Consider the following 26470-nt stretch of genomic DNA (forward strand, 5'->3'; position numbering starts at 1 on the left):
ACTGGAGCAGGCCGCCGACGTCGGACCCGCATCGTCCGCACAGGCGGCTGGAGCCGGGGTCGTGGGTCAACGCGTCCTCCCGCATATTTCATCAATTCCGGCGAAATGCTGCATTTGTCCTACACCTTTTTGCGCGCGCTTTGCTGACGCCGAGACTATTTGAACAAGCTCCCCTAGGGTCGGTTCCGAACGTAAAAGGAAGGGCGGAACACATGGCAGTAGACAGCTCGTCCGCGCAATTCCGGCGCACCGCGGATTCGTCATCGGGCCCGCCGCCCGTCAGCAACGCCACGCGCTATCTCTGCGCCGCCGCCTATCTCGACAACGGCTTCCGCGACCGGGTGCTCGACGAGTTGCTGTTCGACCCCTATCGTGCGATCCCGCCCTCCTACGGCGGGTTCGACCTCATGCCGGTGCTCCACCACTGCCGCCGCGCCCGCGCGATCCTCACCGTCCGCGACGGGATGATCACCCTGCTGTTCGCCGCCGGCCTCCTGCTCACCCCGTTCACCACGATCATGTGGATGCTCGTCCTCGTCCCCTTCGTCCTGCTCACCGTCGACGGCGTCCGCCGAGCGCCGCTGCGCGTGCGCGTGACGATCCTGCTCACGGGGGCGCTCCTCATCCTGTGGCCCTTCATGTACGGCCTGACCCCGATGCTGGACGACCTGACCGGTTCCGGCTCGACCTACTCCAGCGCGTACGAGCCGGAGTCCTCATCCGGCGGAGGCGGGAGCACGCTGGTCGAGATCCTGTTCATCCCGGCCGCCACGCTCGCCATCGTCGTGGTCTACCGCGTGGCGATCTACCTCACGCTCGCCGGCACGCTCAGGCCGGGCACGCCCGAGCCGGTCACCGGGGTCACCCACCCCAAGACGGCCCGCCGCCTCGACTACATCCGCAGGGCCCAGTGGGGCAACGTGACGATGTACGCCAACGAGGACGCGTTCATGGGCGCCGGGTCCATCGAGCGCAGCTGGTCGATCGCCGTCGAGCTCGACCGCGTCCGCCACGACCACGTGAGCAGGCGGCGCAACGACCCCGTCGACATCGACCCGGTGGAGCTGCACGCGTTCGTCCGCGAGCGCCTCAAGGACATGCGCGACCGCGTCCTGCGGCCCAACGAGGGCATCCAGCGCCTCGACATCGGCGACCACGTGGTGACCAGGGGCATCTTCACGGTCAGCGACTGGCACGGTGACCGCACCAGGACGGCGCATCCGATGATCGGCCAGCACGGCCTGCCGAAATGCGAGGTCACGCCCGAGGAGATCGAGGCCATCATCCGCCACCCCCAGGGCGGCGTGCGCTACTACCAGCGGCTCACCATCAACAACGACGGCCAGGAGATCCGCGACCCCAGCGGCAACCTCGTCGCCCCGGCGGAAGACCAGGAGGCGCTGACGTCCGCCTTCATCTACCTCGCGGTCGAGGGGCGGATGCTCTACACCCAGTTCGTCGTCACCGTGCTGCCGCCGGCCCTCGGCGCCTACCACGTGGTCGACCAGCTGCCGACGATGACCGGCGTGCGGATCGCGTGGGAGGCGGTCAAGATGTTCAAGCTCCGGCTGCTGCGCGACGTGCTGGCCGCCCCCGCGCGGGTCGCCCGCACCGCGGTGCAGGCCGTGCGCCAGAGCCTGATGACGCCCGACCCGCACAAACACATCGTCTATCCCTACGGCGCCCGCTTCAGCGTCCGCGAGCTCGGGGCGAGCGAAGACCTGCAGACCTACATCCAGGTGCTCGACGTCGCGAAATACACCCGGATGATCGAGCAGCGGCTCACCGAGGCCGTCCTCGACTTCCTGGAGGATCACGAGGTCGACACGGGGGCCTACCGGTTGCAGGCGGCCAGCGTGACCATGAACACCGTGTCCGTGGGCGCGGGCGGCTCGGTCAGCGGCCCCATCGCCTTCGGCCGGCACGCGTCGGCGACCGTCCACACCAGTGCCCGGCCGGGCGCGTGACGAGCGAGGAGATCCCATGGGCGACGAATACGGCGTGCACGTCAGCGGCGACGGCCGGATCAGCGGGCCGATCGCGATGGGCGCCCACGCCCGCGCGGTCGTCGTCAACGGCGGCGATCCGGCGGGCGGCGAGGCGGGAGCGCTCCTGGAACGGCTGGAGCGCCTGCTCGCGGCGCACGAGGCCGACCTCGCCGAGCCGGCGCGGGCGCGCAGGGACGCGGGTGACATCCGGCAGGAGCTGGCGGAGACCGAGCCTGACCGGTCGCGCATCCTCGACGCGCTCAGCCGGCTCTCGGCCCGCGCCGCAGAGGTGGCGCCCGTCGTCGAGGTCGTCTCGCAACTCCGCGCCCTCTTCCCCTGAGGCCGGTCAGCGGTAGACGGCGACGGCGGCCTCGCCGACGAGCGCGTCGACCACCGTGACCACCTCGCCGACCACGGGGGAACTCTCGCGGGCGATCTCGCGCAGGCGGGCGACCAGCCGGGCGCCCGGCTGGTCCAGATAGAGCTCCTGCTCGACCCGCAGCACGGCCACCAGCCCGCACAGCGCGGCGCACCGCGCGTCCGGCTGTTTCCAGCCCTCGACCGCCGAGCGCGCCCCGGCGGAGGCCCGCACGATCGAGGCGATGTCGGCGGGCTCGTAGCGCGTGTACGGCAGCACGCCCAGCCGGCGCCCGCTCACCTGGACCAGCACGCCCGAGGCGAGCAGCGCCTCCCGGGTGCGGTCGTGGATGCCGTCCGCCGTCTTCTTGAGCAGATACCTGAGCTCCCTGCCGGCGTGGTGGCGCAGGAGGAGGGAGACCAGGCCGTCGGCGATCGCGTCGCCGGTGGGAGCGCGCCGGGTGGCGGCGGCATGGCCCTTGGCGACGGCGACGCGCCCGCCGAGCGCGAGGTCGAGCAGCACGGCGCCGGCCAGCCCGAGCGACATCGACGACTGATGGATCAGGGGCCTGCCCGACTGGTCGTGGGCGATGAGGTAGAGGTCCTGGTGGAGGGGCAGCGCGCTCATGGAGCGGAGGTCCTCGTCGGCTCCCGTCCAGCCTGGGAGGGCATGCCGTCCAGGGCCGGCCGGCGGCCCAGGGCATAGAGGACGACCAGCGCCACGACGCCGGCGCCCAGCCAGGCGAGGCCCACCACCTGGGCGAGGACGTTGGCGTTGATCACCACGAAGACCAGGATGCCCATGCCGATCAGCGGCGCGACGAGGTGCGACCACAGCTTGTCGGAGCCGCGGCGCAGCGCGTAGTGCACGATCACCGACACGTGCAGGACGATGAAGGCGGCCATGGCGCCCATGTTGATCAGGCTGGTGAGGAGGTCGACGCCGTCGGAGCGGCTGGACATCCACAGGCCGATGCCCACGGACAGCAGGGAGACGAAGACGATGGCGTTGGCCGGGACCGAGTGCCTGACCGACACCTTGGCGAGGAACGACGGGAGCTGCCGGTCGCGCGCCATCGCGTAGAGCAGGCGCGACACCGCGACCTGGGCGACCATGGTGTTGGCCACGCCCCAGGAGAGCGCGGTGGCCGTCAGGGTGACGTCCTTGAGCCATGCGCCGCCCGCCACGGCGGCGGCGTCGTAGAACGCGGTGCCGCTGTCCTCGACCAGCAGCCCGCCGGGGTCGGGCACCAGCAGGGAGGCGACCCAGACCTGGGTGACGAAGAGCAGACCGGCGAGCAGCAGCGCCACCCGCATCGCCCTGCCCACCTGGGCCGAGCCGCCGGTGGACTCCTCGACGAGCATGCTGATGCCGTCGAAGCCGATGAACGACAGAACCGCCACGGAGACCGCGGCGAACATCACCGGCCACGAGAAGGTCTCCAGGTTGAACAGCGGTGAGAGGCTGAACCCGTGGCCCTTGCCCTGGAGCAGCGCCCAGAGGCCCACGGCGAGGAACAGCCCCAGGACGAGCAGCTCGAAGCCGATCATCAGGCGGGTGAGCCGGACCGTCATGCGGATGCCGCGCAGGTTGATCCCGGTGTTCACCGCCACGAAGACGATCAGCCAGGCCCAGACGGGGACGTCCGGCACGAGGTCGTTCATGGCGAGCGAGGCCACCAGATAGAGCAGGCAGGGCACGAGGATGTAGTCGAGCAGGACCATCCATCCGGTCATGAACCCGATCGGCGGGGCGATGCCGCGACCGGCGTAGTTGTAGACGGAGCCCGACAGAGGGAACGCCTTGACCATCTGCGCGTACGAGGCGGCGGTGAAGAGGAGCGCGATCATCCCGACGAGGTACGCCAGTACCGGCATGCCGCCGGAGCGGGCATAGACCAGGCCGAAGATCGCGAAGGGTGCGATCGGCACCATGAAGGCCAGGCCGTAGGACACGAGGTCGGTCAACCCGACCCCGCGGCGTAACTCCTGCCGGTAACCGAACTGCTCGATGTTCTCTGAAGCGCGCACGACAAGCCTCTCCGTGTCGTCATGCAGGGCGGGGATCCAGTCCGGCGATCCTCGCGTAGCCCGGTGCCGGGTCGCAAGAGTGATCACGGTGATGTGCCACATGGCAGTGCCGGCGCGCGTCAGCGGCCGCCCTGGCGGCCCTTCCTGCCAGGAGAGTGGCTCTCCTCGCCGGAGGAGTGTCCGCCGTGGATCATGCCGGGGCGCAGCGGCGGGGCCTGGCCGTAGCCGATGGCGCCCATCATGCCCTGCTCCTGGTGGTACAGGTTGTGGCAGTGGAACATCCACTCGCCGGGGTTGTCGGCGTGCACGTCGATGTGCAGGCGCTCGCGTGGCTTGATGTTCACGGTGTCCTTGCGCGGCCCTGACCGCCCGCGGGCGCGCAGTTGGAAGGTGTGGCCGTGCAGGTGCATCGGGTGCCACATGGGCGACTGGTTGTCCAGGACGATCCTGAGGGTCTCGCCCGGTTCGACGCGCAGCCGCAGCGGGTCGCTCGCGAGCCGGTCGTTGAGCGTCCACTCGTTGCCCGACTCGCGCATGCCGAGTGTCACGGCGACGGCTCTGGTCGGGAGGGGGAGGTGGTCGGTGGGCCGCGCGTCCATGTCCTGATATTTCAGCATCCGTCGTTTGAGCTCCGGCACCTTGACCCGCGGCGGCGGCGTGTCGGCCCCGCGCGAGGTCCGCACCACCGCGTACGCCCGCCCGCCCTTGCCCTCGGCCTGCGCCACCAGCGGGAACGCGCCCGATTTGAGCGTGACGACGAAGTCGTACCGCTCGCCCATGCCGATGACGAACGTGTCCACGGTGACGGGCGAGCACGGGAATCCGTCGGTGTGGGTGACGGTCATGCGGTGCTCGCCGAGCGCGACCCGGAAGGCGGTGTCGGCGGCCGCGTTGACGACCCGGAACCTGACGCGCCGCCCGGGAGAGCCGGCGAGCGTCTTGGGGGCGGCCGGCGGGCGGCCGTTGATCAGGTAGAGCGGGTGGCGCATCTCCGCGGCCACGCCGCCCAGCGCCTCGCTGCGCAGCGTGTCGTCGTGCTCGGTGGAGGAGTTCAGCCGGCGCAGGGCGTCGTCGGGGGTGCCGTCGATGCCGTCGAGCCAGTCGTCGAGCACGATCGTGAACTCTTCGTCGTACCGGAGCGGCTCGTGCGGGTCGGCCACGACCAGCGGGCCGTACAGCCCGCGGTCGAGTTGGGTGCCGACGTGCGAGTGGTAGAAGTACGTGCCGGGGTCGGGCACCCGGAAGACGTAGTCGAAGGTGCCGCCGGGCCGGGTGGGGTCCTGGGAGAAGCCGGGTGCGCCGTCCATGGGGAAGTCGATCCTGATGCCGTGCCAGTGCACGGTGGTGGGCGCGGGCAGGTCGTTGACCAGCCGGACGGCGACCGTCTCGCCGGCCGTGGCCCTGACGAGCGGGCCGGGGAGCAGGCCGTTGTAGGCCCAGGTGGAGACGGTGCGCTTGCCCAGCCTCACCTTGGCGGGCCCGGCCCGCAGCACCGTCCCGCGCGGCGCCGCGACGCCGGCCGCCGGCGCCTCCAGGGCCGCGCCCAACCCCAGAGCCGCGAACGTGCCGGTAACGAACGTCCGGCGTGATACTCGCCCAATTGCTCGGTTCTTCACAGATCCTCCCCCGTTCACCTGGAAAGGTAACGGAGAGTGACAGAAAACGCCTTTCGCCACGCTGGGAATCGGGCAGAGGGCTGGAACTCCGGGCGCGCCCGCCTATTGATCGGGCGAGGTGGTGAAAACTATGGTGTTAATCGATTCACACGCCTGAGACGCCGAGGCGTGCAGCTCCCTCGACTCCGACCATGATCGCGATGTTTGCCCAGAAAGATTCCCCGTATTCCAGTCGGAAATGCTAGGTTATTCGACTAACATGAGACCCACCGCACGACAGGTGGCCGAGCTGGCGAACGTGTCCGTGGCGACCGTCTCCTACGTGCTCAGCGGCCGGGACCGCCCCGTGGCCGCCGAGACGAGGAAGCGGGTGCTCGAGGCCGCCAGGCAGCTCGGCTACACCCCCAACCAGGCCGCCAGGAGCCTGCGCAAGCGCCGCACGCAGCGCGTCTGCCTGGTGCTGAGCTCGCTCGGCGGCGTTCCCAGCGACGAGCGGCTGGCCACCGACCTGCACGAGATGGCCGACGCCCGCGGCTATTCCGTGGTCACGCTCACGGTCTACTCAGAGGCGCGCGCGACCGCGGCCGTCGACGTGCTGCGCGGCGGCATCGCCGACGGCGCGCTGGTCAACGTCGTCGGCGACCACTTCACCCACGACCTGCTCACCGGGCTCGCCGCCACCGGCCTGCCGATGGTGGTGCTGAGCAACGAGAGCGGGCTCGAGGGCTGCGACGTCGTCCGCGCCCCCGAGACCGAGGCGTGCGCGCAGGCGGTCGAGCACCTGCTGGCGGAGGGCAGGCGGCGCATCGCTTTCATGGCGCACCGCTTCGAGCTCTACCGCGACAAACCCGCGGGACGGCTGCTCGGCTACACCACCGCCCTCGAACGACACGGTGTCGACCAGCGGATCGTCACCTCCGGCGCGGACGACCGCGTCTCGGCCTACCAGACGGCCGCCGAGCTCCTGAGCTCCCCCGACCGCCCCGACGCGATCTTCGCCGCCTCCGACCGGGCCGCGATCAGCGTGATCTGGGCCGCCAGGGACGCCGGGCTGCGCGTGCCCGACGACGTGGCCGTCGTCGGCGTCGGCAACATCGACGAGGGTCTCATCAGCAATCCGCAGCTCAGCACCGTCGGCCCGCTCCGCCACGACTACACCGACGTCGCACGCCTGCTCTTCGACCGCCTCCAGGCCGAGGAGCCGCCGCCCGCCCGCGAGATCGTCCGCTCCTGGACCTTCCTGCGGCGGGGCTCCTCCTAGAAGGGAATCCGAGATGTCTTCCCACGCCCCCCACATGACCCGCCGCGACCTGCTCCGCCTGGCCGGCGCCGCCGCCGCGGTGCCGGTGCTGTCGTCCTGCGCGGGAGCGCCGCCCGAGCAGACCGCCGCCCCCGGCACCTTCACCGTCTACTGGAACGCCGGCCACGACTACCAGGCCTACCGCAAGGTGATCGCCGAGTTCGAGCAGGCCAACAAGGTCAAGGTCAACCTGCAGAAATACCAGTGGCCCGACCTGCGCACGAGGCTGCTGGCCGACTTCGCCTCCGGCACGGTGCCCGACGTGGTCGAGGAGCCCGGCGGGTGGGTGCAGGAGTTCGCCATCTCCGGCAACGCCCGCTCGCTGCAGGACTACGTCGACCGCGACGGCGAGGCGATGGGCTTCCCCTCCGACTGGCAGCCGGTCGCCGTCGAGCGCAACTCCTACCAGGGCAAGGTGTACGGCGTGCAGCTCCACCTGACCTGCAACACGCTGCTCTACAACAAGGGCATGCTCAGCGAGGCCGGGGTGGAGGCGCCGACCACCTGGGAGGAGTTCCTCGCCGCGGCGAAGAAGCTGACCAAGGACGGCGTGCACGGTGTCGCGCTCAACCAGGACCACGGCTACATCTGGCCGTGGATGATGCAGGCCGGCGTCACCCCCTTCGACCCGGAGACCGGCAAGGTCATGACGCCGATCGAGGACGCGATCGCCGCCCTGCAGTTCCAGGCCGACCTGATCCACAAGCACAAGGTGGCCCCGGTGCCGGTGTCCAGCACCGACTACTCCGGCCCGCAGAAGTTGTTCTCCGCCAAGCGCGCCGCGATGATCCTCACCGGGCCCTGGGACCTCGAACCGATCAGGAAGACCAGCGCCGACATCGACCTCGGCGTCGCGCCGCCGCTGAAGAACAAGGAGCAGGTCACCCAGGCGGCGGGCACCAGCATGCTGGTGCCCGCCAAGGCCACCAGGCCCGACCTGTCGTGGGACTTCATCAAGCGCATCACCGCGCTCGAGGTCGAGCAGGCCGCCACGAAGGAGACCGGCATGCTGATGCCGCGCGTCTCCTGGGCCAAGCTGCCCGAGGTGCAGCAGGACGCCGCCATCAAGGTGTTCGCCGATGCCCTGCCGACCGCCCGGGACTCCACCCAGCAGGTGCGGCTGACCGGCCAGCTCGGCAAGTGGGACGAGCAGCTCAAGGTCGTCTACCAGCAGGTCATCATCCAGAACGAGCCGGCCGCCGACGCCCTGCGCGCGTTCGCCGAGGCCGCGGAGGGCTTCCTGCGATGACGATGTTGCGGCCACGCACCCTCTCCGGCCGCTACGCCAGGACCGCCTACCTGTTCCTGATCCCGGCGATCCTGTTCTTCGCGGCCTTCTTCTACCTGCCGATCGGCAACGTGATGGCCACCAGCCTGCGCACGGGGCCGCAGGCCGACCAGTGGGCCGGGCTGGGCAACTACACGCAGGCCCTGGCCGACCCGGCGGTGCGGCACTCGTTCCTCGTCACGGTGATCTTCTCGGTGATCGTGGTGGCCGGCTCGATCGTGCTAGGGCTCGGGCTGGCGCTGGCGCTCGACCAGCCGCTCAGGGGCCGGGTGGTGTTCCGGGTGCTGCTGCTGGTGCCGTACCTGACCTCGGTGGCGATCGTCGGGCTGCTGTGGCGCAACATCCTCGACCCCGAGCTCGGGGTGCTCAACCGGGTGCTGGGCGCGGCCGGGCTGCCCGAGCAGACGTGGCTCAACACCTCACCGCTGCTCACGATCGCCGCCGTCACGCTCTGGCAGAGCGTCGGCTACACGATGGTGTTGTTCCTGGCCGGGCTGCAGGGCATTCCGGAGACCTACCACGAGGCCGCGAAGATCGACGGGGCGGACGCGTGGCGCCGCTTCTGGCGGATCACCCTGCCGCTGCTCGCGCCGACGACGTTGTTCGTCTCGGTGATGGCGGTCATCTCGGGGCTGCAGGCGTTCGGGCAGGCGTACATCATCACCAACGGAGGTCCTGGCGACGCCACCGACCTGTCCGTCTTCCACATCTTCAACGTCGCCTTCCGCGCCAGGGACTTCGGCTACTCCTCGGCGCAGTCGGTGCTGCTGCTCGTCGTCATCGTGGCGTTCACGCTGGTGCAACTGCGGGCCGGGCGGCGCGGGGAGGTCACGTACTGATGCGCAAGCCGCTGCTCTACATCCTGCTCGGGCTGGCCGCGCTCGCGACCGTGGTGCCGCTGCTGTACATGGTGTCGCTGTCGTTGCAGACCGAGGTGGAGACGCTGTCGGCGAACGCGGTCATCGTGCCGGACTCGCCCCAGTGGGGCAACTACGCGGAGCTGTTCACCCGCGCGCCGTTCGGCAACTTCATCATCAACAGCCTCGTCGTGGCGGGCGCGATCACGCTCGCGCACCTGCTGTTCGACCCGCTCGTCGGGTACGTCTTCGCCAAGTTCCGCTTCCCCCTGCGCAACACGCTGTTCGTGGCGCTGCTGGCCACGCTCATGGTGCCGTTCTTCGTGCGGATGATCCCGTTGTACGTGCTGATGGCCACCATGGGGTGGCTCGACACGTACCAGGGGTTGATCACGCCGTTCCTGATGGACGCCTTCGGGATCTTCCTCATGCGGCAGTTCATCCAGCCCATCCCCGACGACCTGATCAGCGCGGCGCGCATCGACGGCGCCTCCGAGCTGCGGATCTACCGGAGCGTCATCCTGCCGCAGACGCGGCCCGCGCTGGCCGTGCTCGGGCTGTTCACGTTCGTCTTCCAGTGGAACGAGTTCCTCTGGCCGCTGGTGGCCACGACGACGCCCGAGATGCGTACCATCCCGGTCGGGCTCACCCTGTTCAACCAGGAGTACTTCACGTTGTGGCATCTCACGGCCGCGGGCTCGGTGATCCTCTTCGTGCCCACCGCCGTCCTGTTCATCTTCACGCAGCGATACTTCGTGCGTGGCATCGCGCTGACCGGCATCAAATAGTCAGTCCGTTAGGAGAGTTCCTTTTGCGCCCGAACGTGGCCCCGAACGTGCCCCCGAACGTGATCGTCGTCTTCACCGACCAGCAGCGGTGGGACACCGTCGGACCCTTCACCCCCAACCTCGACAGAATGGCCAGGCACGGTACGCAGGCCACGGTCGCGCTCACCCCGCAGCCCGTGTGCGCGCCCGCCCGTTCGGCGTTGCAGACGGGGCGCTACCCGACCACGACGGGCGTCTACCGCAACGGCCGCGTCCTGCCGGCCGGGGAGCGCACGCTGGCGCACCACTTCGGCGAGGCCGGCTACGCCACCGGCTACATCGGCAAGTGGCACCTGTCCGGCAGCGAGCCGGTGCCGGAGGGGGAGCGCGGCGGCTACCGGTCGTGGCTGGCGGCGAACGCGCTGGAGCACACCTCCGACGCCTACCGCACGATCATGTACGACGAGGCGAACGAGCCGGTCCTGCTGCCCGGCTACCGCTCGGACGCCCTCGTGGACGCGGCCGTGCGCTTCGCCGCCGACCACCACGACGAGCCGTTCTACCTGTTCCTGTCGTTCCTGGAGCCGCACCACCAGAACGAGGTGGACAACTATCCCGCCCCCGACGGCTACGAGGAGCGCTATCAGGGCCGCTGGATGCCGCAGGACCTGGCCGCGCTCGGCGGCACGGCCCACCAGCACATGGGCGGCTATCTCGGCCAGGTCAAGCGCCTGGACGAAGGGCTCGGCCGGCTGCTCGACGCGCTGCGCAGCATGGACCTGCTGGACAACACGATCGTGGCGTACACCTCCGACCACGGCAACCACTTCAAGACCCGCAACGGCGAGTACAAACGTTCCTGCCACGACGCGTCGCTGCGGGTGCCGCTCGCGCTGCGCGGGCCGGGCTTCGACGGGGGCGGGGCGATCTCCCGTCCCGTCAGCACCGTCGACCTGCCGCCGACGCTGCTGGAGGCCGCCGGGCTGCCGGTGCCCGCGTCCATGCAGGGCCGCTCGTTCCTGCCGCTGGTGCGCGATCCGCGCACGCCGTGGCCCGACGAGGTGTTCTTCCAGGTGAGCGAGTCGGAGGTGGGGCGTGGCATCCGTACGTCGCGCTGGAAGTACTACGCCGTCGCCGAGGACGCCGACCCCTGGGACGTCCCGGCCGCCGCCCGCTACCGCGAGCAGGCCCTGTACGACCTGGACAACGACCCGCACGAGCTGGTCAACCTGGCGGGGCGCGCGTCGCACGCGGAGGTCGCCGCGGGGTTGCGGCAGCGGCTGGCACGGCGGATCGTGGCGGCGGGGGAGGCGGAGCCGGTCATCGAGCCGGCCGCCGAGCTGACCGGGCCCCACCAGGGCATGACCGACCCCGCCGTCCGCCTCCACGGCCCCAAGCCTGCCCGTTTCGGCCACCAGCCCCGCCCCTGACGGTCCTTCGGCCGGGACCGGGTCATAGGAAGATGGGCCTGGTATCCGTTGAACCACGGACTTGGAACGTCGCACCTAGGGGGTCCTGATGTCCTATTCGCCCGGCACGTTCACCATCGGCGGCAAGGCCGTCCGCCGGCTCGGCTTCGGCGCCATGAGCCTGACGGGTCCGGGAGTGTGGGGGCCGCCGCGCGACCACGACGAGGCCGTCCGGGTGTTGCGCAGGGCCGTCGATCTGGGCGTCGAGCTCATCGACACCGCCGACTCCTACGGGCCGTACGTCAACGAGGAGCTCATCCGGGAGGCGCTGCACCCGTACCCCGAGCGGCTGCTGATCGCCACCAAGGCCGGGTTCGTCCGGCCGCGGCCGGGCCAGTGGGAGGCCGTGGGGCGGCCCGCGTACCTGCGGCAGGAGGTCGAGATGAGCCTGCGCAGGCTCGGGCTGGACCGCATCGACCTGCTCCAGCTGCACCGCATCGACCCGGACGTGCCGCTGGAGGACCAGGTGGGCGAGCTCGGGGCGCTGCGGGACGAAGGCAAGATCGGCAGCATCGGCCTGTCCGAGGTGAGCGTCGAGGAGCTGGAGCGGGCGCGGCGCGTCGTCGAGATCGCCACCGTGCAGAACCGCTACAACCTCACCCTCAGGGTCTCCGAGGGGGTGCTGGAGCACTGCGAGAAGGAGGGCATCGGGTTCATCCCCTACAGCCCCATCGCCAAGGGCCGGCTGGCGGAGCCCGGCGGCCCGGTGGACCACGTCGCCCAGGCCGTCGGCGCCACGCCCGCGCAGGTCAGCCTGGCCTGGCTGCTGGCCCGCTCCCCGGTGACGATGCCGATCCCCGGCACGTCGACGGTCGCCCACCTGGAGGAGAACCTCGCCGCCTCGGCCGTCTCGCTGACGGCCGAGCAGGTGCGCGGGCTGGGCTGAACCCGGGAGGGCCGGCCCATGGCGGGGCCGGCCCTCGACGGTCAGGTCAGCCCAGGCCGTTCCGCATGGCCGTGAGCAGCTCGGCGTTGGAGGTGTCGCCGCTGAGCTCCCAGAAGAACGCGCCGCCGAGGCCCTGGTTCTTCGAGTAGCTCATCTTGCCGCCGATCGTGGCCGGCGTGTCGTAGCTCCACCACTGGTTGCCGCAGTGGGCGTACGCGGTGCCCGCGACGGTCCCCGTGGCCGGGCAGCGGGTCTTGAGCACCTTGTAGTCCTCGATGCCCGCCTCGTACGTGCCGGGTGCCGCTCCGCTCGCGGTGCCGCCCGGCGCGGCCTGCGTGACGCCGGTCCAGCCGCGGCCGTAGAAGCCGATGCCGAGCAGCAGCTTGCTCGCCGGGATGCCCTTGGACTTGAGCTTCTGGATCGCGGCGTCGGAGTGGAACCCGGGCGTCGGAATGCCGTTGTAGGAGGTGAGCGGGGAGTGCGGGGCGGTCGGGCCCTGCGGGGCGAAGGCGCCGAAATAGTCGTAGGTCATGACGTTGTACCAGTCGACGTACTGCGCGGCGCCGGCGTAGTCGGCCGCGTCGATCTTGCCGCCGTTGGTGCCGTCGGCCGTGATGGCGGAGGTCACCAGGTTGCCTGAGCCGAACCGGGCGCGCAGCGCCTGCATGAGGTTCCTGTACGCGGCCGGGCCGCTGCTGTCGCAGGACAGGCCGCAGGCGTTCGGATATTCCCAGTCGATGTCGATGCCGTCGAACACGTCCGCCCAGCGCGGGTCCTCGACCAGGCGGTAGCAGGACTCGGCGAACGCGGCCGGGTTCCGAGCGGCCTGGGTGAAGCCGCCGGACCAGGTCCAGCCGCCGAACGAGAACAGCACCTTCAGGTGCGGGTGCTTCTGCTTGAGCTTGCGCAGCTGGTTGAAGCTGCCGCGCAGCGCGCCGGCGTCCCAGGTGTCGGCGACGCCGTCCACGCTCTCGTTCGCCTGGTAGAAGCGGTCGTAGTCGGCGTAGCTGTCGCCGATCGTGCACTGGCCGTTCTGCACGTTGCCGAAGGCGTAGTTGATGTGCGTCAGCTTGGCCGCCGAGCCGCTGGTGTCGATGTTCTTGACGTGGTATCCGCGCTGGTATACGCCCCACTGCACGAAGTAGCCGAGCACCTTGTTCCCGCCGTCGCCCGGGCCGCCGGGGTCGCCGCCGTCGTCACCCTTGGCGGTGGTGGCGTTGACGGCGCCGCTGGCGGCCGAGCGGTTGCCCGCGGCGTCGCGGGCCCTGACGGTGTAGGCGTAGCGGGTCTCGGGGCTGAGACCGGTGTCGGTGTGGGTGGTGCCGGTGACCGTGGCGACCAGGGTGCCGCCCCGGTAGACCTCGTAGCCGGTGACGCCGACGTTGTCGGTGGAGGAGTTCCAGGCGAGGGAGACGCTGCGGTCGGTGACGCCGGTCGAGCGGAGGTTGCCCGGGACGCTCGGGGCGCTGGTGTCGCCCCCGCCGCCACTGACGGGCTTCCACAGTGCGGGGACGTTCGGCGGCTCCCAGCCGGGCTGGGAGGTGTGGCTCTGGACGCATTCGTACGTGACGCCGTTGTAGGTGACGCGCGTGCCCGCCGTGTAGGCCGTCCACGCGGACCAGTCGGCCATGGCGGCGGCGCCGGCGGAGGAGGAGGCGGCGGCCCAGGAGGGGGCGGCGACGAGGACGGTGAGCGGCAGCAGTAACGCCGCCAGCCCGGCGAGGGCCTTGCGCAGGATGGTGTGTCTCATGATGCTCCGACATCCGGTTGGGGGGTGTACGGGATGGGATGCCACAGGAAACTATTAGTAAAGTTTCCTTATAAAATGGACGGTAACCGCAGGCTGGGAAGGCGTCAATACGCGCCGCACAGATGGTGAAATCTCATCAGAATGCGGAGCGGATTCCGCGCGGCTCACCGGGCCGGTCGTGCGCGCCGTGCGATCTCACCCCGGAGGGTAGATAACGGTTGCGGAACGGTCGCTGACGTGGAGGTGTACCGTGCCTCAGCATTGAGGCGTGGCAGGGATCACCGCCTGGCGGCGGACCGCTCAACGCCACGGACCCTACGTGGTCCGTGCGGTGGCCGAATTCCGATCGTGGCCGGCGCTGGCGGTGAGCGACACCCGGCGCGGCCCCAGGTTCACCGTACACGGGGTCGAGATCCTGCGACTGGCCGGCGCGGACGAGGTCCAGGTGCGCCTGACGGCGCCGGCGATCGACCGGCTGGCCCCCTACCTGCGCGAGTGCGGCCAGGTGCAGGCGTGCCCCGATCGGGACTGGGTGGCCGTGCAGGTCGACGCGGAGCCCGACCTCGACCTGCTGTTCGCCCTGACCAGCGTGGCGATCAAGGAGCACGTGGCGTAGCCGGCCGGCCGATTGTCGACACTTTCATCGCCAATCACCGCGAGGCGTGCGATGACGATCGCCTCGGCGGTGCCGTCGCGGTCAGGCGTCGGAGGCCTCCAGGGCCTTGGCGACGCTGCGCAGGTGTTGCTGCATCGCCGTCTGGGCGGCCTCGGGATCGCCGGCGACGATGGCCGCCACGATCAGCTCGTGCTGCGGCAGCGACACCGAGGCCCGCCCCGGCTGCCGGGCGAGACGGAACTTGTGCCGCACCACCTGCGCGCCCAGCCGTTCGATGATCACCGCCGAGGTGCGGTGGCCGGCGATCTCGCGGATCTCGGCGTGCAGGGTCGCGTTCAGCTCGGAATAGCGGTCGAGGTCGTGGGACTCCACGGCCGCGCGCATCGCGGCGACGATCTCCCGCAGCCGCGCACCCTGCTCGGGGGTGACCCGTTCCGCGGCCTTGGCGGCCGACAGGCCCTCGAGCACCATCCGCACCTCGGTGATCTCGACGGCCTCCGCCTTGGAGACCGCCCGCACGCGGGCGCCCTTGTTCTTGAGGATCTCGACCAGGCCCTCGGCGGCCAGCTCTTTGAAGGTCTCGCGCACCGCGGCCCGGGTGGCGCCGAACTGGTCGCACACGTCGGCCTCGATGAGCCGCTGGTTGGGCACGAAGTCCCCGCTGAGCACGGCCGCCCTGACCCGGCCGGTCAGCGTCTCCTCCTGCGGGGACCCTGGGGCCATGCGATCCTCCCGATGCCGTACGAACCCATCCTGGTCAGCAATATTATCGACAACCCGCCCCGCGCGTGGGTGTGCCGCGGGATCGAAGCCTGTGATCGTTCAGCCCCGTTCTGTCGGTCGTGTGGGGTAAGTTCCCGGACCATGATCAGCCGTTCGCGGCGGCGTGGGCACTCCCGCCCGCGCCCGCGCACCGGCTGGGGCGGGAGGTTCTGAGGTCGTGGACCCGGACGACGTGAACGCGGACGAAACCGCGTGGGAGCGGCGCAGCGTGGTGCGTGTGGTGCCGCCTGTCGCGCCGCGCAAACTGGCGAAGGTGCCCTTCGTCGAGCTGGCCGACGGGCGGCTGCAGGGGGTCGTGTCGAGCGGATCCGACATCGAGCGGGTCTACGTCTCCTCGATCACCGCCGGCACCCACGCGCTGAGCTGCAGCACCAACAACAACCGGCCGTGCGGCGCGCTGCACGGCTACGCCTGCAAGCACATCCGCATGCTGGCCGACGAGGCGGTCGTGCAGTACGGCATCGACCGGGTGGCCCGCTACCTGCGGGTCGAGGTGCCGGAGGGTGATGCGCTGATGAGCTGCCTCCACGGGCAGCCCGAGCGCACCCCGGCGGCCGTGGTGTTCAGCAGGTTCCTGCGCCATCTGGCCTACCTCGAGGTGCCCGACAGCACCGACCCGCTGGTCGAGCTGCACTGGTTCCCCTCGACGGCGGCGGAGACGGGAGCGGCGCGCTGATGCTGGACGTACAGCTGGAAGAGGTGCTCGCCGGCGCTCCCGAGGGGGCGGGCGAGGCGCTCGGCCTGGTGGCGGGGTTCGACGACGCGCTCGCACTCGGGTTCGCCAGGGTCGGGGAGGAGGCGGCCGGTGCGCTGGCCGCCCTGGCGGGCGCGCTGGCGGCCAGCCCGATCGGCGAGCGGGTGCGCGAGGCGGCGGGCAAGGTGGCTGCGGGATCGGTCGGCGACGAGCACCTGGCGGCGCTGGCCGGCGGGCGCGCCGCACTGTCCGGAGCGGTCCACGACGCCCTGCTCGGCCGTCTCGACACGGCTTCGGGCAGATCCCGCACCCCCTGGAAGCCGGCCCGGGACGGCCAGGGCGCCCCGGGCGATCTGCCTGGTGGTCAGGCGGCGCCGGGCGGTCTGCCCGATGGTGAGGGCGCGTCGGGCGATCCGTCTGACCGTCAGGCGGCGTCGGGCGGTTCGGCCGGTGGGGGACCGGCAGCCGGCAATCTGCTCGACGGTTGCCGGGTCTGGTTGCGCGAGCTGGCCATCGTCGGGTGGCGTGGCGTCGACCACGACCTCGCCGGCTCGGCCGACCAGACGATCGAGGCGCTGCTCGCCGTGCCGGAGCTGCGCGGGCTCGCGGTGCTGCTCGACGGCCTGGCGGCGGAGCTGCGGGCGTCGAGCCCGGTCGCGACGATGGACCGCCTGCCCGCGCGCAGGTGGGCCGACCTGTGGGCGCGCGGCCTGCTGCTGGCGCAGCGGGGTCCGTGGCAGGGCGGCGCCGAGCCGGTGTCGGGGCGGCTGCTGATCCTCGGCGCCGACGTGCACGAGCACGCGACCGTGGTGCGGGCGCAGGTGCACGGCGTCCTGGAGCCCGCGGGAGGCGGCCCTTCCACGCTGGTGCGCACCAGCGTGGCGGCCGCCAAGGTCGACACGATCGTCGGCCCGGCCGTGTGGCGGCTGATGGGCGGCCATCCGGTGCTGCTGGGCGCGCTGGCCGGTCACCACAGCCTGGAGATCACGGACATGCCGCTGTCGCCGGGCGGCGACCTCGTGTGGCACGACGACCGGGCCGCCGCGGGCGAGCCCGCCGACCCGTTCACGACGGCGCGGGTGGCGCTGTCCGGGGCGAGCGCTCCGGCGGTCCCGCCGCTCGACCGCCACCCCGTGCGCATCGCCGAGCCGGTCTTCCTGGAGGGCTACTCCGTCGACAGCGGTTCCTTCGGCCTGATGCCGGCGGGGGGAGGCCGCGCGCTGCCGCTCGACCTCGACCGCCTGCCGCGCGGTGGCCCGCTCACCCCCGAGCTGGTGGCCGCCTCCTCGGCGTGCATCGGGCTGATGCGCTGGGACGGCCGCTGGCTGCTGCAACCGCTGGCCGTCCAGGCCATGGTGAAGAAGAAGCCGGTCGCCGCGCACAACGGCGACTGGGCCATGGGCCCCACCGACCCCAAGGTGGTCAAGGCCGAGGCCAGGGCCGGCGACGTGGTCGCCGTGCTGCGCGAACGAGCGGGACGGCTGCTGCGGAAATGACCGACATCCTGGACGACGCCGACATGACCCGGCGCCAGGTGCTCTACTGGCGCCTGCTGTCCCGGCTGTTCGGCCCCGACGAGCAGCCGGCGCTCGAGACGGCCAGCATGGCCATCGTCGAGGACCTCGGCCTGCCGCCCGCGCTGCTCGACCCCGGGGTGTCGGTCGACACCCTGGTGCAGCGCTTCCCCAGCCTGGGCGACGAGCTGCAGGACCTGATGGCGGAGCAGGAGCACGAGCAGGGCGCCGAGGTCCGCCGCGCGGCCCTGGTCTCCAAGCTGCTGCTCAACGTCTTCGCCACCGGCACGGGCAACGTCACCGCGAGCCGGCTGGAGAGCTGGAAGAGCGACGCGGGCTGGTTCGAGAAGGGCATGGGCTGCGAGCCCGGCGGGCTGCGCCACCGCGTGGGCGACGAAGAGCTGGCCGCGGTGCTCGCCGGCATCGAGGGCGACCTGGTCAAGCGCATGCACCTGCGCGAGGTCCTGGCCGACCCGGTCCTGTCCAGGCAGCTCACGCCCAGCATGTCGCTCATCGAGCAGTTGCTGCACGACAAGCACAACCTGTCAGGGGTGGCGCTGGCCAACGCCAAGGCGCTGATCCGCAGGTTCGTCGACGAGGTCGCCGAGGTGCTGCGCACCCAGGTCGAGAAGGCCAGCGTCGGCGAGATCGACCGGTCGGTGCCGCCGAAGCGGGTCTTCCGCAACCTCGACGTCGAGCGCACCATCTGGAAAAACCTCACCAACTGGAGCCCGGAGGACGAACGCCTCTACGTCGACCGGCTCTACTACAAGCAGACCGCGCGCCGCACCACCCCCGCCCGCATGATCGTGGTCGTCGACCAGTCGGGGTCGATGGTGGACGCGATGGTCAACTGCACCATCCTGGCGTCGATCTTCGCCGGCCTGCCCAAGGTCGACGTGCACCTCGTGGCCTACGACACCCGGGCGCTCGACCTGACCCCGTGGGTGCACGACCCGTTCGAGGTGCTGCTGCGCACCACGCTCGGCGGCGGCACCGACGGCACGGCCGCGATGGCCGTCGCCAGGCCGAAGATCTCCGATCCGCGCAACACCGTGATGGTGTGGATCTCCGACTTCTACGACAACCGTTCGCTGATCACCGACTTCGAGGCGGTGCACCGCTCAGGGGTGAAGTTCATCCCCGTCGGCTCGGTCAACAGCTCCGGCTCCCAGAGCGTCGACCCGTGGTACCGCCAGAAACTCAAGGACCTGGGCACCCCGGTGCTTTCGGGCCATATCCGCAAGCTCGTGTCCGAGCTCAAGAACTTCCTCACCTAGGAGACCCCCGCATGAGTGACGATATGCTGCGCGCCCCCGCAGAGGTGAAATACGCCGAGGAGCTCGACTGGCTGGAGTCGGTCGACGACGGCCCCAAGCCGTTCTCGTGGCGGCTCAGCCCGCGCATGATCCGGCTGTTCATCCTCGGCTCCGAGCGCTCCGACGGGCTCGACCGGGAGATCGCGCAGAAGTGGTTCGGCGACCGCAGCTTCGTCGAGCGCAGCATCGTGACCCTGGCCTCCGACCGGGGCCTGCTGCTGATCGGCGATCCGGGCACGGGCAAGAGCTGGCTGGCCGAGCTGCTGTCGGCGGCCATCTGCCGCAACTCCACGCTCGTGGTCCAGGGCACCGCCGGCACCACGGAAGACCACATCAAATACTCGTGGAACGTGTCCATGGTCATCGCCAAGGGCCAGTCCCGCGACTCGATGATCCCTTCGCCGATCATGACGGCGATGGAGCAGGGCGTGATCGGCCGCTTCGAGGAGCTGACCCGCTCCACCAGCGACGTGCAGGACGCGCTCATCTCGATCCTGTCGGAGAAATACGTCTCCATCCCCGAGCTCGACGACGACAACATCGTCTTCGCCCAGCCAGGGTTCTCCATCATCGCCACCGCCAACAGCCGCGACCGGGGCGTCAACGACCTGTCGTCCGCGCTCAAGCGCCGCTTCAACTTCGTGCGCATCCCCGTCGTGACCAACAAGAAGAGCGAGGCGGAGATCGTCCGCTTCCGTACGGAAGAGCTGCTGCGCCGCCACCGGATCGAGCTGGACCTGCCGCCCACGCTGCTCGACATCCTGCTGCAGAGCTTCGCCGACCTGCGCTCCGCCGCGGCCTCGGCCACCAGCGACGACGAGAAGCTGGAGTCGGCGCTGTCGACGGCCGAGCAGATCGGCGTGCTGGAGGACGCCATCCTGCACAGCCACTTCTTCGGCGACCGCACGCTGCGCGCGCAGACGCTCGCCGGCTCGCTCGTCGGTTCGCTGGCCCGGCGCAGCCCCGAAGACCTGGCGATCCTGAACAAGTACTGGCACGGCGTCGTCGAGCCCCGCAGCAAGAAGGACGGCGGGCAGTGGCCGGAGTTCCTCGAGGGCGGCCGCGAGGCCATCGCCACGCTCTCATGATCGACCAGACGAGCACGTTCGGCTCGCTCCGCGAGCAGCTGCTCGACGCCGCCGCGGCGTTCGCCGACAGCCCTCTGGCCGTGTCCGGCATCCTGGCGGGGCTGGTCGACGACGTGGACAGGGCGCTGCGCGAGAAGCTGGAGATCTTCCCGGTCTGCCACCACTCGCCGGCGTCCGCGCTGGCGATGGTGCGGCGGCTGCGCGAGAAGCAGCCGAAGGTCATCTACCTGGAGCTGTGCGAAGACCTGCAGCCGCTGCTGACCGAGCTGCGCAACTGCCGGCTGCCGGTGGCGGTGCAGGCGTTCGCGACCGACCTCGACGGCTTCCCGAAGTCGTGGGCGCCGCTCAGCGTGGTGGCGCCGATCACCGAGGCGTCGGCCGAATACCAGGCCATCGCCTACGCCCTCGAAACGCCCGGCGTCGAGCTGGTGCTGGTCGACCGCTCGACCGACCACGTCTTCCAGTGGGCCCCGAAGGAGGAGGCCAAGGAGCGCAAGGAGGAGGCCGGCCTGCACGGCGACGCGGTGGGCGTCGAGATCGGCGACCTGCGCCCGCGCTTCGCCGAGCTGGAGGAGCACCTGCTGCACCACGGCAAGGTGCGCCACTGGTCGGAGTGGTGGGATCAGTATGTCGAACAGCCGCTCTCGGAGGCCGACTACGACACCTACCGCCAGGTCATGGTGCTGATCGGCAGCCTGTTCCGCCGGCTCACCCCCGACGGCGACCGGCTGGCCGTCGACGAGGACCGCGAGCGCTACATGTGGACCCGCATGCGCGAGCACCTGGCCGCCAGCGGCGCCGACCCCGGCGACTGCCTCTACGTCTGCGGCGCCTTCCACGCCGCCAGCCGCGTCGAGGAGTTCGGCCTCGACTCCACGGCCACGTTCGAGATCAGCCCCCGCACCGGCACGACATGGTTGTACGGGCTCATCCCCTCCAGCCACTCCGCCATCGAGGCGCAGTTCGGGCTGGCACCGGGGTCGGTGTCGATCGCGGCGGCGACCTGGGCGAAGGCGGTCACCCGCACCAAGCTGACCCCGTTCCAGCTGGCCGGCCAGAAGGGCACGCGCAAACGCGCCGGAGCCCGCGGAGCTCGCGGAGCTCGGGTCACGCTGCCGCCGCCGAAGGCCGGCGCCGCGCCCGCCGACCGGCTGACGGGGTTCCTGTCCCGGCCGCCCGCCCTCGACGCGCTCGACGAGGCCGAGCTGCTCGGCTGGTGCGTCGACATCGTCCGGCTGGCCCGGCGCAACGGCTACCTGGCCAGCACGGCCGACGCCATCGCCGTTTTCGAGACGTCGATCCTGCTGGCCGGGCTGCGCAACAGGGCCAGGCCCACCCCCTACGACTTCCAGGACGCGGCCGTCACCTGCATCGAGAAGGACGTCGTGCCGGGCCGCCGCGACGTGCGCCGCCTGTGCGAGATCCTGCTCGGCGGCGACCGCGTCGGGGAGGTGGGCTACGACGCCCTGCCGCCGCTGGCCAGGAACGTCTATGACCGGCTCGCGCCGCTCGGCCTCGACCTGGACAAGCGCACGATCCAGCGAGCGCTGATCGACCTCAACGCCCACCCCGAGCTGGTGCCCTGCTCCGACCTGCTCTGGATGTTGCGCTACCTCCTCCCTGACGACGCCGTACGTCCCATCATGGGCGAGCGCGGGTTGGGGGAGCGGTCGATCCAGGAGAGCTGGGACCTCGCGTTCGGCAAGCACCAGCGCTCCATCATCGAGCTCGGCTACGAGGGCGTCACCATCGAGCAGGTGCTGGAGCAGCGGCTGCGGCGCTCCGTGTGGGACCCCAAGGCCACCGCGGCCGTCGCGCTGGCGGCGGTCGAGGACGCGGTGCTCTTCCTCGGCAGCCGGCGCTTCGCCGACGAGCTGGGGGCGCGCGCCGTCGAGCTGCTCGCGGCCGAGCGCGGCGTCGACGACGCGCCGGAGGTGCTGCGCAGGATCCGGCGGTTGCTCGCGTACTACCGCGCCAACGAGCCCGAGCTGCCGGCCTGGTGCGAGGCGTTCGTGACCGCCGGCTACGCCCACTACTGCACGCTGCTGCCGACGGCCTTCGTGGACGACGACACCGGCGTGCGGCAGGTGGGCGCCATGCTGGGTTTCCTGTTCACGATGGAGAGCCTCGCGCTGGCGCTCGGCTGCGACCGGGCGCAGCTGGAGCTGGCCGTGCAGCAGTCGCATCCGGAGGCTCCGGCCAAGGTGGCGCTGTTGTGGGCGGCGCACACGCAGCTCGGGCTGCTCACGATGGCCGACCTGCGGGCTCGTTGCGACGAGCTGCTCGCCAACCCGCTGGTCATCCCGTCGGTCCCGCAGTACATCATGGGGTTCGTGCAGGCGATGGAGCCCGCTCCCGCGCTGTCCGGGTTCGTGGTCGAGGTGATCTCCAAGGCGTTCGGGCGGCTGCCCGACAGCGTGCTGCTGCCGTGGCTGCCCAAGCTGATCACCACGCTGCGCGCCGGGGCGGCCGAGCTGGTGCCGGTGCTCGTCCGGGAGGCCGGCCGTACGTTCCCCGCCTCGTTGCCTGCGGTGGACTCCTGGGTGCCGCCGTGGTCGGCCCGTCCCCAGCCCGCCGACGCCGGCGCGCCCGTGGCGTCCGGGCCGGTGGCGGAGCTGCTCATGGGGCATCCGGCGGCCTGCGACGGGGTGGCGGCGCTGCTCGGGTGCGAGGGTGAGTGGCGCGACCCCGGCTCGGGTGGCGGGCGCGCGGCACCCGAGGTGACCGCCCTCCTGGCGGCTCACCCCGAACCCGCCCTGGCCGTCGCGGGGCTGCTCGCCTGACGCCTCGCTTCTCCCGTGCGGGAACGCGAGCACCGTCCGTGGCGGCTGCGGCGCAGGTCGTGGCGCGGGGTCGCGGTGCCTCCGCCGAGACCAGGGCCCGGCCGCCTCGCAGGAGGTGGCCGGGCCCTGGCGGGGGTGTCGTGTCCGCCGTCTGAGGGGTGGCTCGCCGTCGCGGGCTCGCTTCGTTGCCTGGCCCAGGAGCCCGGCCGGGGTCATGACGCAGGTGGGTGGCAGGTGCTGCCGGGCGCGGGAAGGCGCAGATCGGTGAGGTAGGCGTCGGCGTGGGCGATGACGCAGGCGTTGCCCGTGAGATAGAGCCCGTGGCCGTGCCCGTCGAAGCGGACCGTCGCCGACCCCGGCACCCTGCGGACGATGTCGGCCGTGTCGTCGTGGTCGGTCCACGTGCCCGCGCCGAGGAACGGCGGCAGCCCGGACGGCAGCGGCTTGGCGGGGTTGGTCACCGGCACGGGCCAGCCCGTGCACCCGAGGCGGTGCCACAGCCCCATGCCGGCGAGGTTGGGGGAGACCCGCTCGCCCATCGCCCGCACGGCCCGGTATTCGCGATAGCCGCTGAAGCGCAGCCCGTCGGCGCACTGGGTGGCGTTCATGCCAACGAACGACGGCGGCTTCAGGCTTCCGACGCCGGCGTCGACATAGCTCGCGAACCCGGCGGCGTCCCCGCGCTCGGCCTGTCGCATGGCCGCGGCGAGCTGCCGCCAGCGCGGATAGCCGGGCGCGGGGCCCGGCCCGACCAGGTTCGGCATCGCGGCGACCTGCAGGTCGAACCCGCTGTACGCGACCGCCTCGCCGTCCGGCCGGCCCTTGACGGGGATCGGCGCGCGGTCCGCGCTCGCGACCAGCTTCCGCCAGCGCTCGCCCATGTTCTCGCCGCACACGTCCACCGTCCGGCACCAGGTCAGGAAGCGTTCGAACTGCGCCTCGTACGTGCGGTACCGCACGCGGGCGTCCGTCGCCGCGTCCCGCAGCTGGTTGACGGCCCCGTCCAGGTACATGGCCCGGACTCGTTGCGGGAACAACCGGGCGTAGGCGACGGCGGGCACCCCTCCGTACGACGTGGCGACGAAGCTCAGCTGCTCGTCCCCGAGCGCGGAGCGGACGGCGTCGATGTCCCGCGCCACGGAAGCCGAGTCGAGATGGTCGAAGAAGGCGGGGTCGAGCTTCCTGCACTCCTGCGCGCCGCGCCGCACTTTCGCTCCGAGCTTCGCGTACGCGCTGGGTGTGTCCGGCCGGGTGAGCCACGGCCCGGTGCCGAAGCACCTGACCGGCAGCCTGCCGTACGTGGTGGCGTTGCGCGGCTCGAAGCTGACCACGTCGAACCGCTTGCGCAGGCCGGAGAAGTTCCCGCCCCGGTAGGAGAGGTCGTCGATGCCCGACCCGCCCGGCCCGCCGGGGATGCTGAACACCGTCCCCTTGCTGGTCCCGGTCGCGGGCAGGCGGGCGATCCGCAGGGTCAGCGCGCGGCCCTCCGGTTTCCGCCAGTCGAGCGGCACCTGGATGGAGGCGCACTCCAGTTCCTTGGGGCGGTCGTCGCCCTGGCACGTCCCCCAGCCGAGAGCCTGGGAGGAGGGAACGACGGCGAGCGAGCCGAGCAGGAGGAGGCTGGTCGTTGTCAGATGCATGCCTCCCAGGCTGGCCGCCGCGCCGCCGGATCTCGATCGTGCGGCGGCCCGTCCTGGAGGTAGTGCCAGGACTACCGTCCCACGGGCCGATCTCCCGCGCAGGCCCGAACGCGGCGGATGGAGCGGCTAACCGAAGACGCGCGCGGCCGCCGGGCGCAGGTGATGGGCCGCTCAGCGGTTCCAGGAGCGCTGGAGGGCGTCGCGGAACCTGCGGCCGGCGGGTGGCGGCACCTCACCGTGGTCCCGGCTCTTACCGGAGCCGTTGCCCGAGCCGTTTCCACCGGGCAGGGCGGGCCGCGCGGCGGGTACGAGCACCGCGGTCTCCTCCTCGGTGACCGGCCGCTCGATCTCGCTGTACGCGCCGTCGTGGCCGCGGACGATGACCCCGGTCTCCACGCCGTGGGCGACGGTGTGCCGGTCGCGCGCCAGCAGCCCGAGGGCGATCCGCCGGGTGATCACGTAGCCCAGCACAGGCGCGGCGAAGATGGCGACGCGGAAGATCCACGTGGTGGCGTACAGCGAGATGTGGAACGTCGAGGCGATCACGTCGTTGCCGCCGGCCAGCCAGAGCACGCCGTAGTAGGCGATCCCGGCGACGCCGAGGCCGGCGCGTACGGGCACGTCCCTCGGCCGGTCGAGAAGGTGGTGCACGGCGTGGTCACGGGTGATCCAGCGTTCCAGGAACGGGTAGAGCGCCAGCGCCGTGAACAGCAGTCCCGGCGCCACCAGGGCCGGGATGATCACGCTCATGGTCACCGTGGACCCGAAGACGGTGAACTCCCACGGCGGCATGATGCGCAGCGCGCCCTCCAGGAAGCCCATGTACCAGTCGGGCTGCGAGCCCGCGCTGATCGTGCTCGGCAGGTACGGCCCGTACAGCCAGATGGGGTTGATCTGGAACAGCGTCGCCAGCAGCGTGATGACCGCCAGCACCCACAGGAAGAACACCGTCGTCTTGGCCAGGAACGTGGGGAAGAAGGGGGCGCCGCGCACCACCCGGTTGTTCAGCCCCTGCGCCCTGAACTGCGTGTGCGTCTGCCGCCAGGTCAGCACGATCGCGTGCAGCGGGATGAGCAGGAGCAGCAGCGCGGGGAACAGCAGCACGTGGAGGCTGTACAGCCGGGAGATGATGTCTCCGCCGGGGAACTCCCCGCCGAACAGGAACATGGCGAGATACGTGCCCACCAGCGGCACGGAGATCGTGACCCCGTGCAGGATGCGCAGACCGGCGCCCGACAGCAGGTCGTCGGGCAACGAGTAGCCGAACAGCCCGTTCAGCATCACCAGGCCGAACAGGGCCACGCCGATCAGCCAGTTCAGGTCGCGGGGCTTGCGGAAGGCGCCGGTGAAGAAGTTGCGCAGCATGTGGGCGACGATGGCGGCCAGAAAGACGAGCGTGCCCCAGTGGTGCATCTGCCGCATCAGCAGCCCGCCGCGCACGTCGAAGCTGATCTCCAGGGTGGAGGCGTACGCCTCGCTCATCGCGACGCCCTGCAGCGGCACGTACGAACCGTCGTAGACCACCTCCTGCATGCTCGGCTTGTAGAAGAACGTGAGGAAGACGCCTGTGAGCAGCACGACCACGAACGCGTAGAGGGCGATCTCCCCGAGCAGGAACGTCCAGTGGTCGGGGAAGACCTTGCGCATCGCCTTCTTCAGCCAGCCGGCCCCGCCGATCCGGTCGTCGAGTGCTCCGGCCAGTGAGCTGCCCTTCATCGTCAATC

The 26470-nt window shown here is 71.0% G+C and carries 21 protein-coding genes; 14 read left to right on the forward strand and 7 right to left on the reverse strand.

Annotated elements, in window-relative coordinates; all coding sequences use genetic code 11:
• The first annotated feature begins 212 nt into the window (after positions 1-212).
• The gene (locus tag ACTWPV_RS02825) at positions 213-1967 is read left to right on the forward strand and encodes a hypothetical protein (RefSeq protein ID WP_443150457.1); all 1755 of its coding nucleotides are present in this window, start codon (positions 213-215) and stop codon (positions 1965-1967) included.
• Positions 1968-1983: 16 nt separating this feature from the next.
• Complete coding sequence (locus tag ACTWPV_RS02830; RefSeq protein WP_443150458.1) at positions 1984-2328, forward strand: hypothetical protein; 345 nt, start codon at positions 1984-1986, stop codon at positions 2326-2328.
• A 6-nt stretch (positions 2329-2334) separates the two neighbouring features.
• Here ACTWPV_RS02830 and ACTWPV_RS02835 read toward each other — a convergent pair whose 3' ends face one another.
• The 3 genes from ACTWPV_RS02835 to ACTWPV_RS02845 all read right to left on the reverse strand — a co-directional run bounded on the left by ACTWPV_RS02835 (position 2335) and on the right by ACTWPV_RS02845 (position 5923).
• Positions 2335-2973 (reverse strand): GOLPH3/VPS74 family protein, encoded by a 639-nt coding sequence (locus ACTWPV_RS02835; RefSeq protein WP_347641916.1) that lies wholly within the window; start codon positions 2971-2973, stop codon positions 2335-2337.
• Positions 2970-4376, reverse strand: coding sequence for an APC family permease (locus ACTWPV_RS02840; protein ID WP_443150459.1), 1407 nt, complete (start codon positions 4374-4376; stop codon positions 2970-2972). Before ACTWPV_RS02840 ends, ACTWPV_RS02835 begins: the two co-directional genes overlap by 4 nt.
• 119 nt (positions 4377-4495) lie before the next feature.
• On the reverse strand, positions 4496-5923 hold the full coding sequence (locus tag ACTWPV_RS02845) for a multicopper oxidase family protein (RefSeq protein WP_443150460.1): 1428 nt from the start codon (positions 5921-5923) through the stop codon (positions 4496-4498).
• A gap of 328 nt (positions 5924-6251) precedes the next feature.
• Here ACTWPV_RS02845 and ACTWPV_RS02850 point away from each other — a divergent pair, with 328 nt between their 5' ends.
• From ACTWPV_RS02850 to ACTWPV_RS02875, 6 genes are all read left to right on the forward strand, one after another.
• Positions 6252-7253, forward strand: a complete 1002-nt coding sequence (locus ACTWPV_RS02850; RefSeq protein WP_443150461.1) for a LacI family DNA-binding transcriptional regulator — start codon at positions 6252-6254, stop codon at positions 7251-7253.
• Between the two features lie 13 nt (positions 7254-7266).
• Positions 7267-8541, forward strand: a complete 1275-nt coding sequence (locus ACTWPV_RS02855) for a sugar ABC transporter substrate-binding protein (protein ID WP_443150462.1) — start codon at positions 7267-7269, stop codon at positions 8539-8541.
• A complete protein-coding gene (locus tag ACTWPV_RS02860; protein ID WP_347641921.1) occupies positions 8538-9419 on the forward strand; it encodes a carbohydrate ABC transporter permease in 882 nt (293 codons plus the stop codon). Before ACTWPV_RS02855 ends, ACTWPV_RS02860 begins: the two co-directional genes overlap by 4 nt.
• Positions 9419-10225 carry a carbohydrate ABC transporter permease gene (locus tag ACTWPV_RS02865; RefSeq protein ID WP_443150463.1) on the forward strand — a complete coding sequence of 269 codons (807 nt, stop codon included), beginning with the start codon at positions 9419-9421 and terminating at the stop codon, positions 10223-10225. The genes ACTWPV_RS02860 and ACTWPV_RS02865 overlap by 1 nt, the downstream gene beginning before the upstream one ends.
• 23 nt (positions 10226-10248) lie before the next feature.
• Positions 10249-11634, forward strand: a complete 1386-nt coding sequence (locus tag ACTWPV_RS02870; RefSeq protein ID WP_443150464.1) for a sulfatase-like hydrolase/transferase — start codon at positions 10249-10251, stop codon at positions 11632-11634.
• Between the two features lie 88 nt (positions 11635-11722).
• Positions 11723-12559 carry an aldo/keto reductase gene (locus tag ACTWPV_RS02875; protein WP_347641925.1) on the forward strand — a complete coding sequence of 279 codons (837 nt, stop codon included), beginning with the start codon at positions 11723-11725 and terminating at the stop codon, positions 12557-12559.
• A gap of 46 nt (positions 12560-12605) precedes the next feature.
• Here ACTWPV_RS02875 and ACTWPV_RS02880 read toward each other — a convergent pair whose 3' ends face one another.
• The gene (locus ACTWPV_RS02880) at positions 12606-14309 is read right to left on the reverse strand and encodes a glycosyl hydrolase family 18 protein (RefSeq protein WP_443150465.1); all 1704 of its coding nucleotides are present in this window, start codon (positions 14307-14309) and stop codon (positions 12606-12608) included.
• Between the two features lie 268 nt (positions 14310-14577).
• Here ACTWPV_RS02880 and ACTWPV_RS02885 point away from each other — a divergent pair, with 268 nt between their 5' ends.
• A complete protein-coding gene (locus ACTWPV_RS02885; protein WP_347641927.1) occupies positions 14578-14925 on the forward strand; it encodes a luciferase domain-containing protein in 348 nt (115 codons plus the stop codon).
• Positions 14926-15006: 81 nt separating this feature from the next.
• Here ACTWPV_RS02885 and ACTWPV_RS02890 read toward each other — a convergent pair whose 3' ends face one another.
• The gene (locus tag ACTWPV_RS02890; RefSeq protein WP_443150466.1) at positions 15007-15648 is read right to left on the reverse strand and encodes a GntR family transcriptional regulator; all 642 of its coding nucleotides are present in this window, start codon (positions 15646-15648) and stop codon (positions 15007-15009) included.
• Positions 15649-15865: 217 nt separating this feature from the next.
• Between ACTWPV_RS02890 and ACTWPV_RS02895 the strand changes: the two genes are divergently transcribed.
• The 5 genes from ACTWPV_RS02895 to ACTWPV_RS02915 are packed head-to-tail and all read left to right on the forward strand — an operon-like array spanning position 15866 to position 23106.
• Positions 15866-16384, forward strand: a complete 519-nt coding sequence (locus ACTWPV_RS02895; RefSeq protein ID WP_443150467.1) for a hypothetical protein — start codon at positions 15866-15868, stop codon at positions 16382-16384.
• Positions 16384-17898, forward strand: a complete 1515-nt coding sequence (locus ACTWPV_RS02900; RefSeq protein WP_443150468.1) for a hypothetical protein — start codon at positions 16384-16386, stop codon at positions 17896-17898. The genes ACTWPV_RS02895 and ACTWPV_RS02900 overlap by 1 nt, the downstream gene beginning before the upstream one ends.
• Positions 17895-19196, forward strand: a complete 1302-nt coding sequence (locus ACTWPV_RS02905; protein WP_443150469.1) for a VWA domain-containing protein — start codon at positions 17895-17897, stop codon at positions 19194-19196. The genes ACTWPV_RS02900 and ACTWPV_RS02905 overlap by 4 nt, the downstream gene beginning before the upstream one ends.
• 11 nt (positions 19197-19207) lie before the next feature.
• Entirely contained in the window at positions 19208-20323 is a 1116-nt protein-coding gene (locus ACTWPV_RS02910) for an ATP-binding protein (protein ID WP_132641624.1), read from the forward strand.
• Complete coding sequence (locus tag ACTWPV_RS02915) at positions 20320-23106, forward strand: DUF5682 family protein (protein ID WP_443150470.1); 2787 nt, start codon at positions 20320-20322, stop codon at positions 23104-23106. Before ACTWPV_RS02910 ends, ACTWPV_RS02915 begins: the two co-directional genes overlap by 4 nt.
• A gap of 212 nt (positions 23107-23318) precedes the next feature.
• Here the strand turns inward: ACTWPV_RS02915 and ACTWPV_RS02920 are convergent, their stop codons facing one another.
• Both ACTWPV_RS02920 and qcrB read right to left on the reverse strand, forming a co-directional pair.
• On the reverse strand, positions 23319-24746 hold the full coding sequence (locus tag ACTWPV_RS02920) for an alpha/beta fold hydrolase (protein ID WP_347641933.1): 1428 nt from the start codon (positions 24744-24746) through the stop codon (positions 23319-23321).
• A gap of 171 nt (positions 24747-24917) precedes the next feature.
• Positions 24918-26462 carry a cytochrome bc1 complex cytochrome b subunit gene (gene qcrB, locus ACTWPV_RS02925; RefSeq protein WP_443150471.1) on the reverse strand — a complete coding sequence of 515 codons (1545 nt, stop codon included), beginning with the start codon at positions 26460-26462 and terminating at the stop codon, positions 24918-24920.
• Between the last annotated feature and the right edge of the window lie 8 nt (positions 26463-26470).

The sequence above is a fragment of the Nonomuraea sp. KM88 genome (assembly GCF_052245635.1).
In the GTDB taxonomy this organism is placed as follows: Bacteria; Actinomycetota; Actinomycetes; order Streptosporangiales; family Streptosporangiaceae; genus Nonomuraea.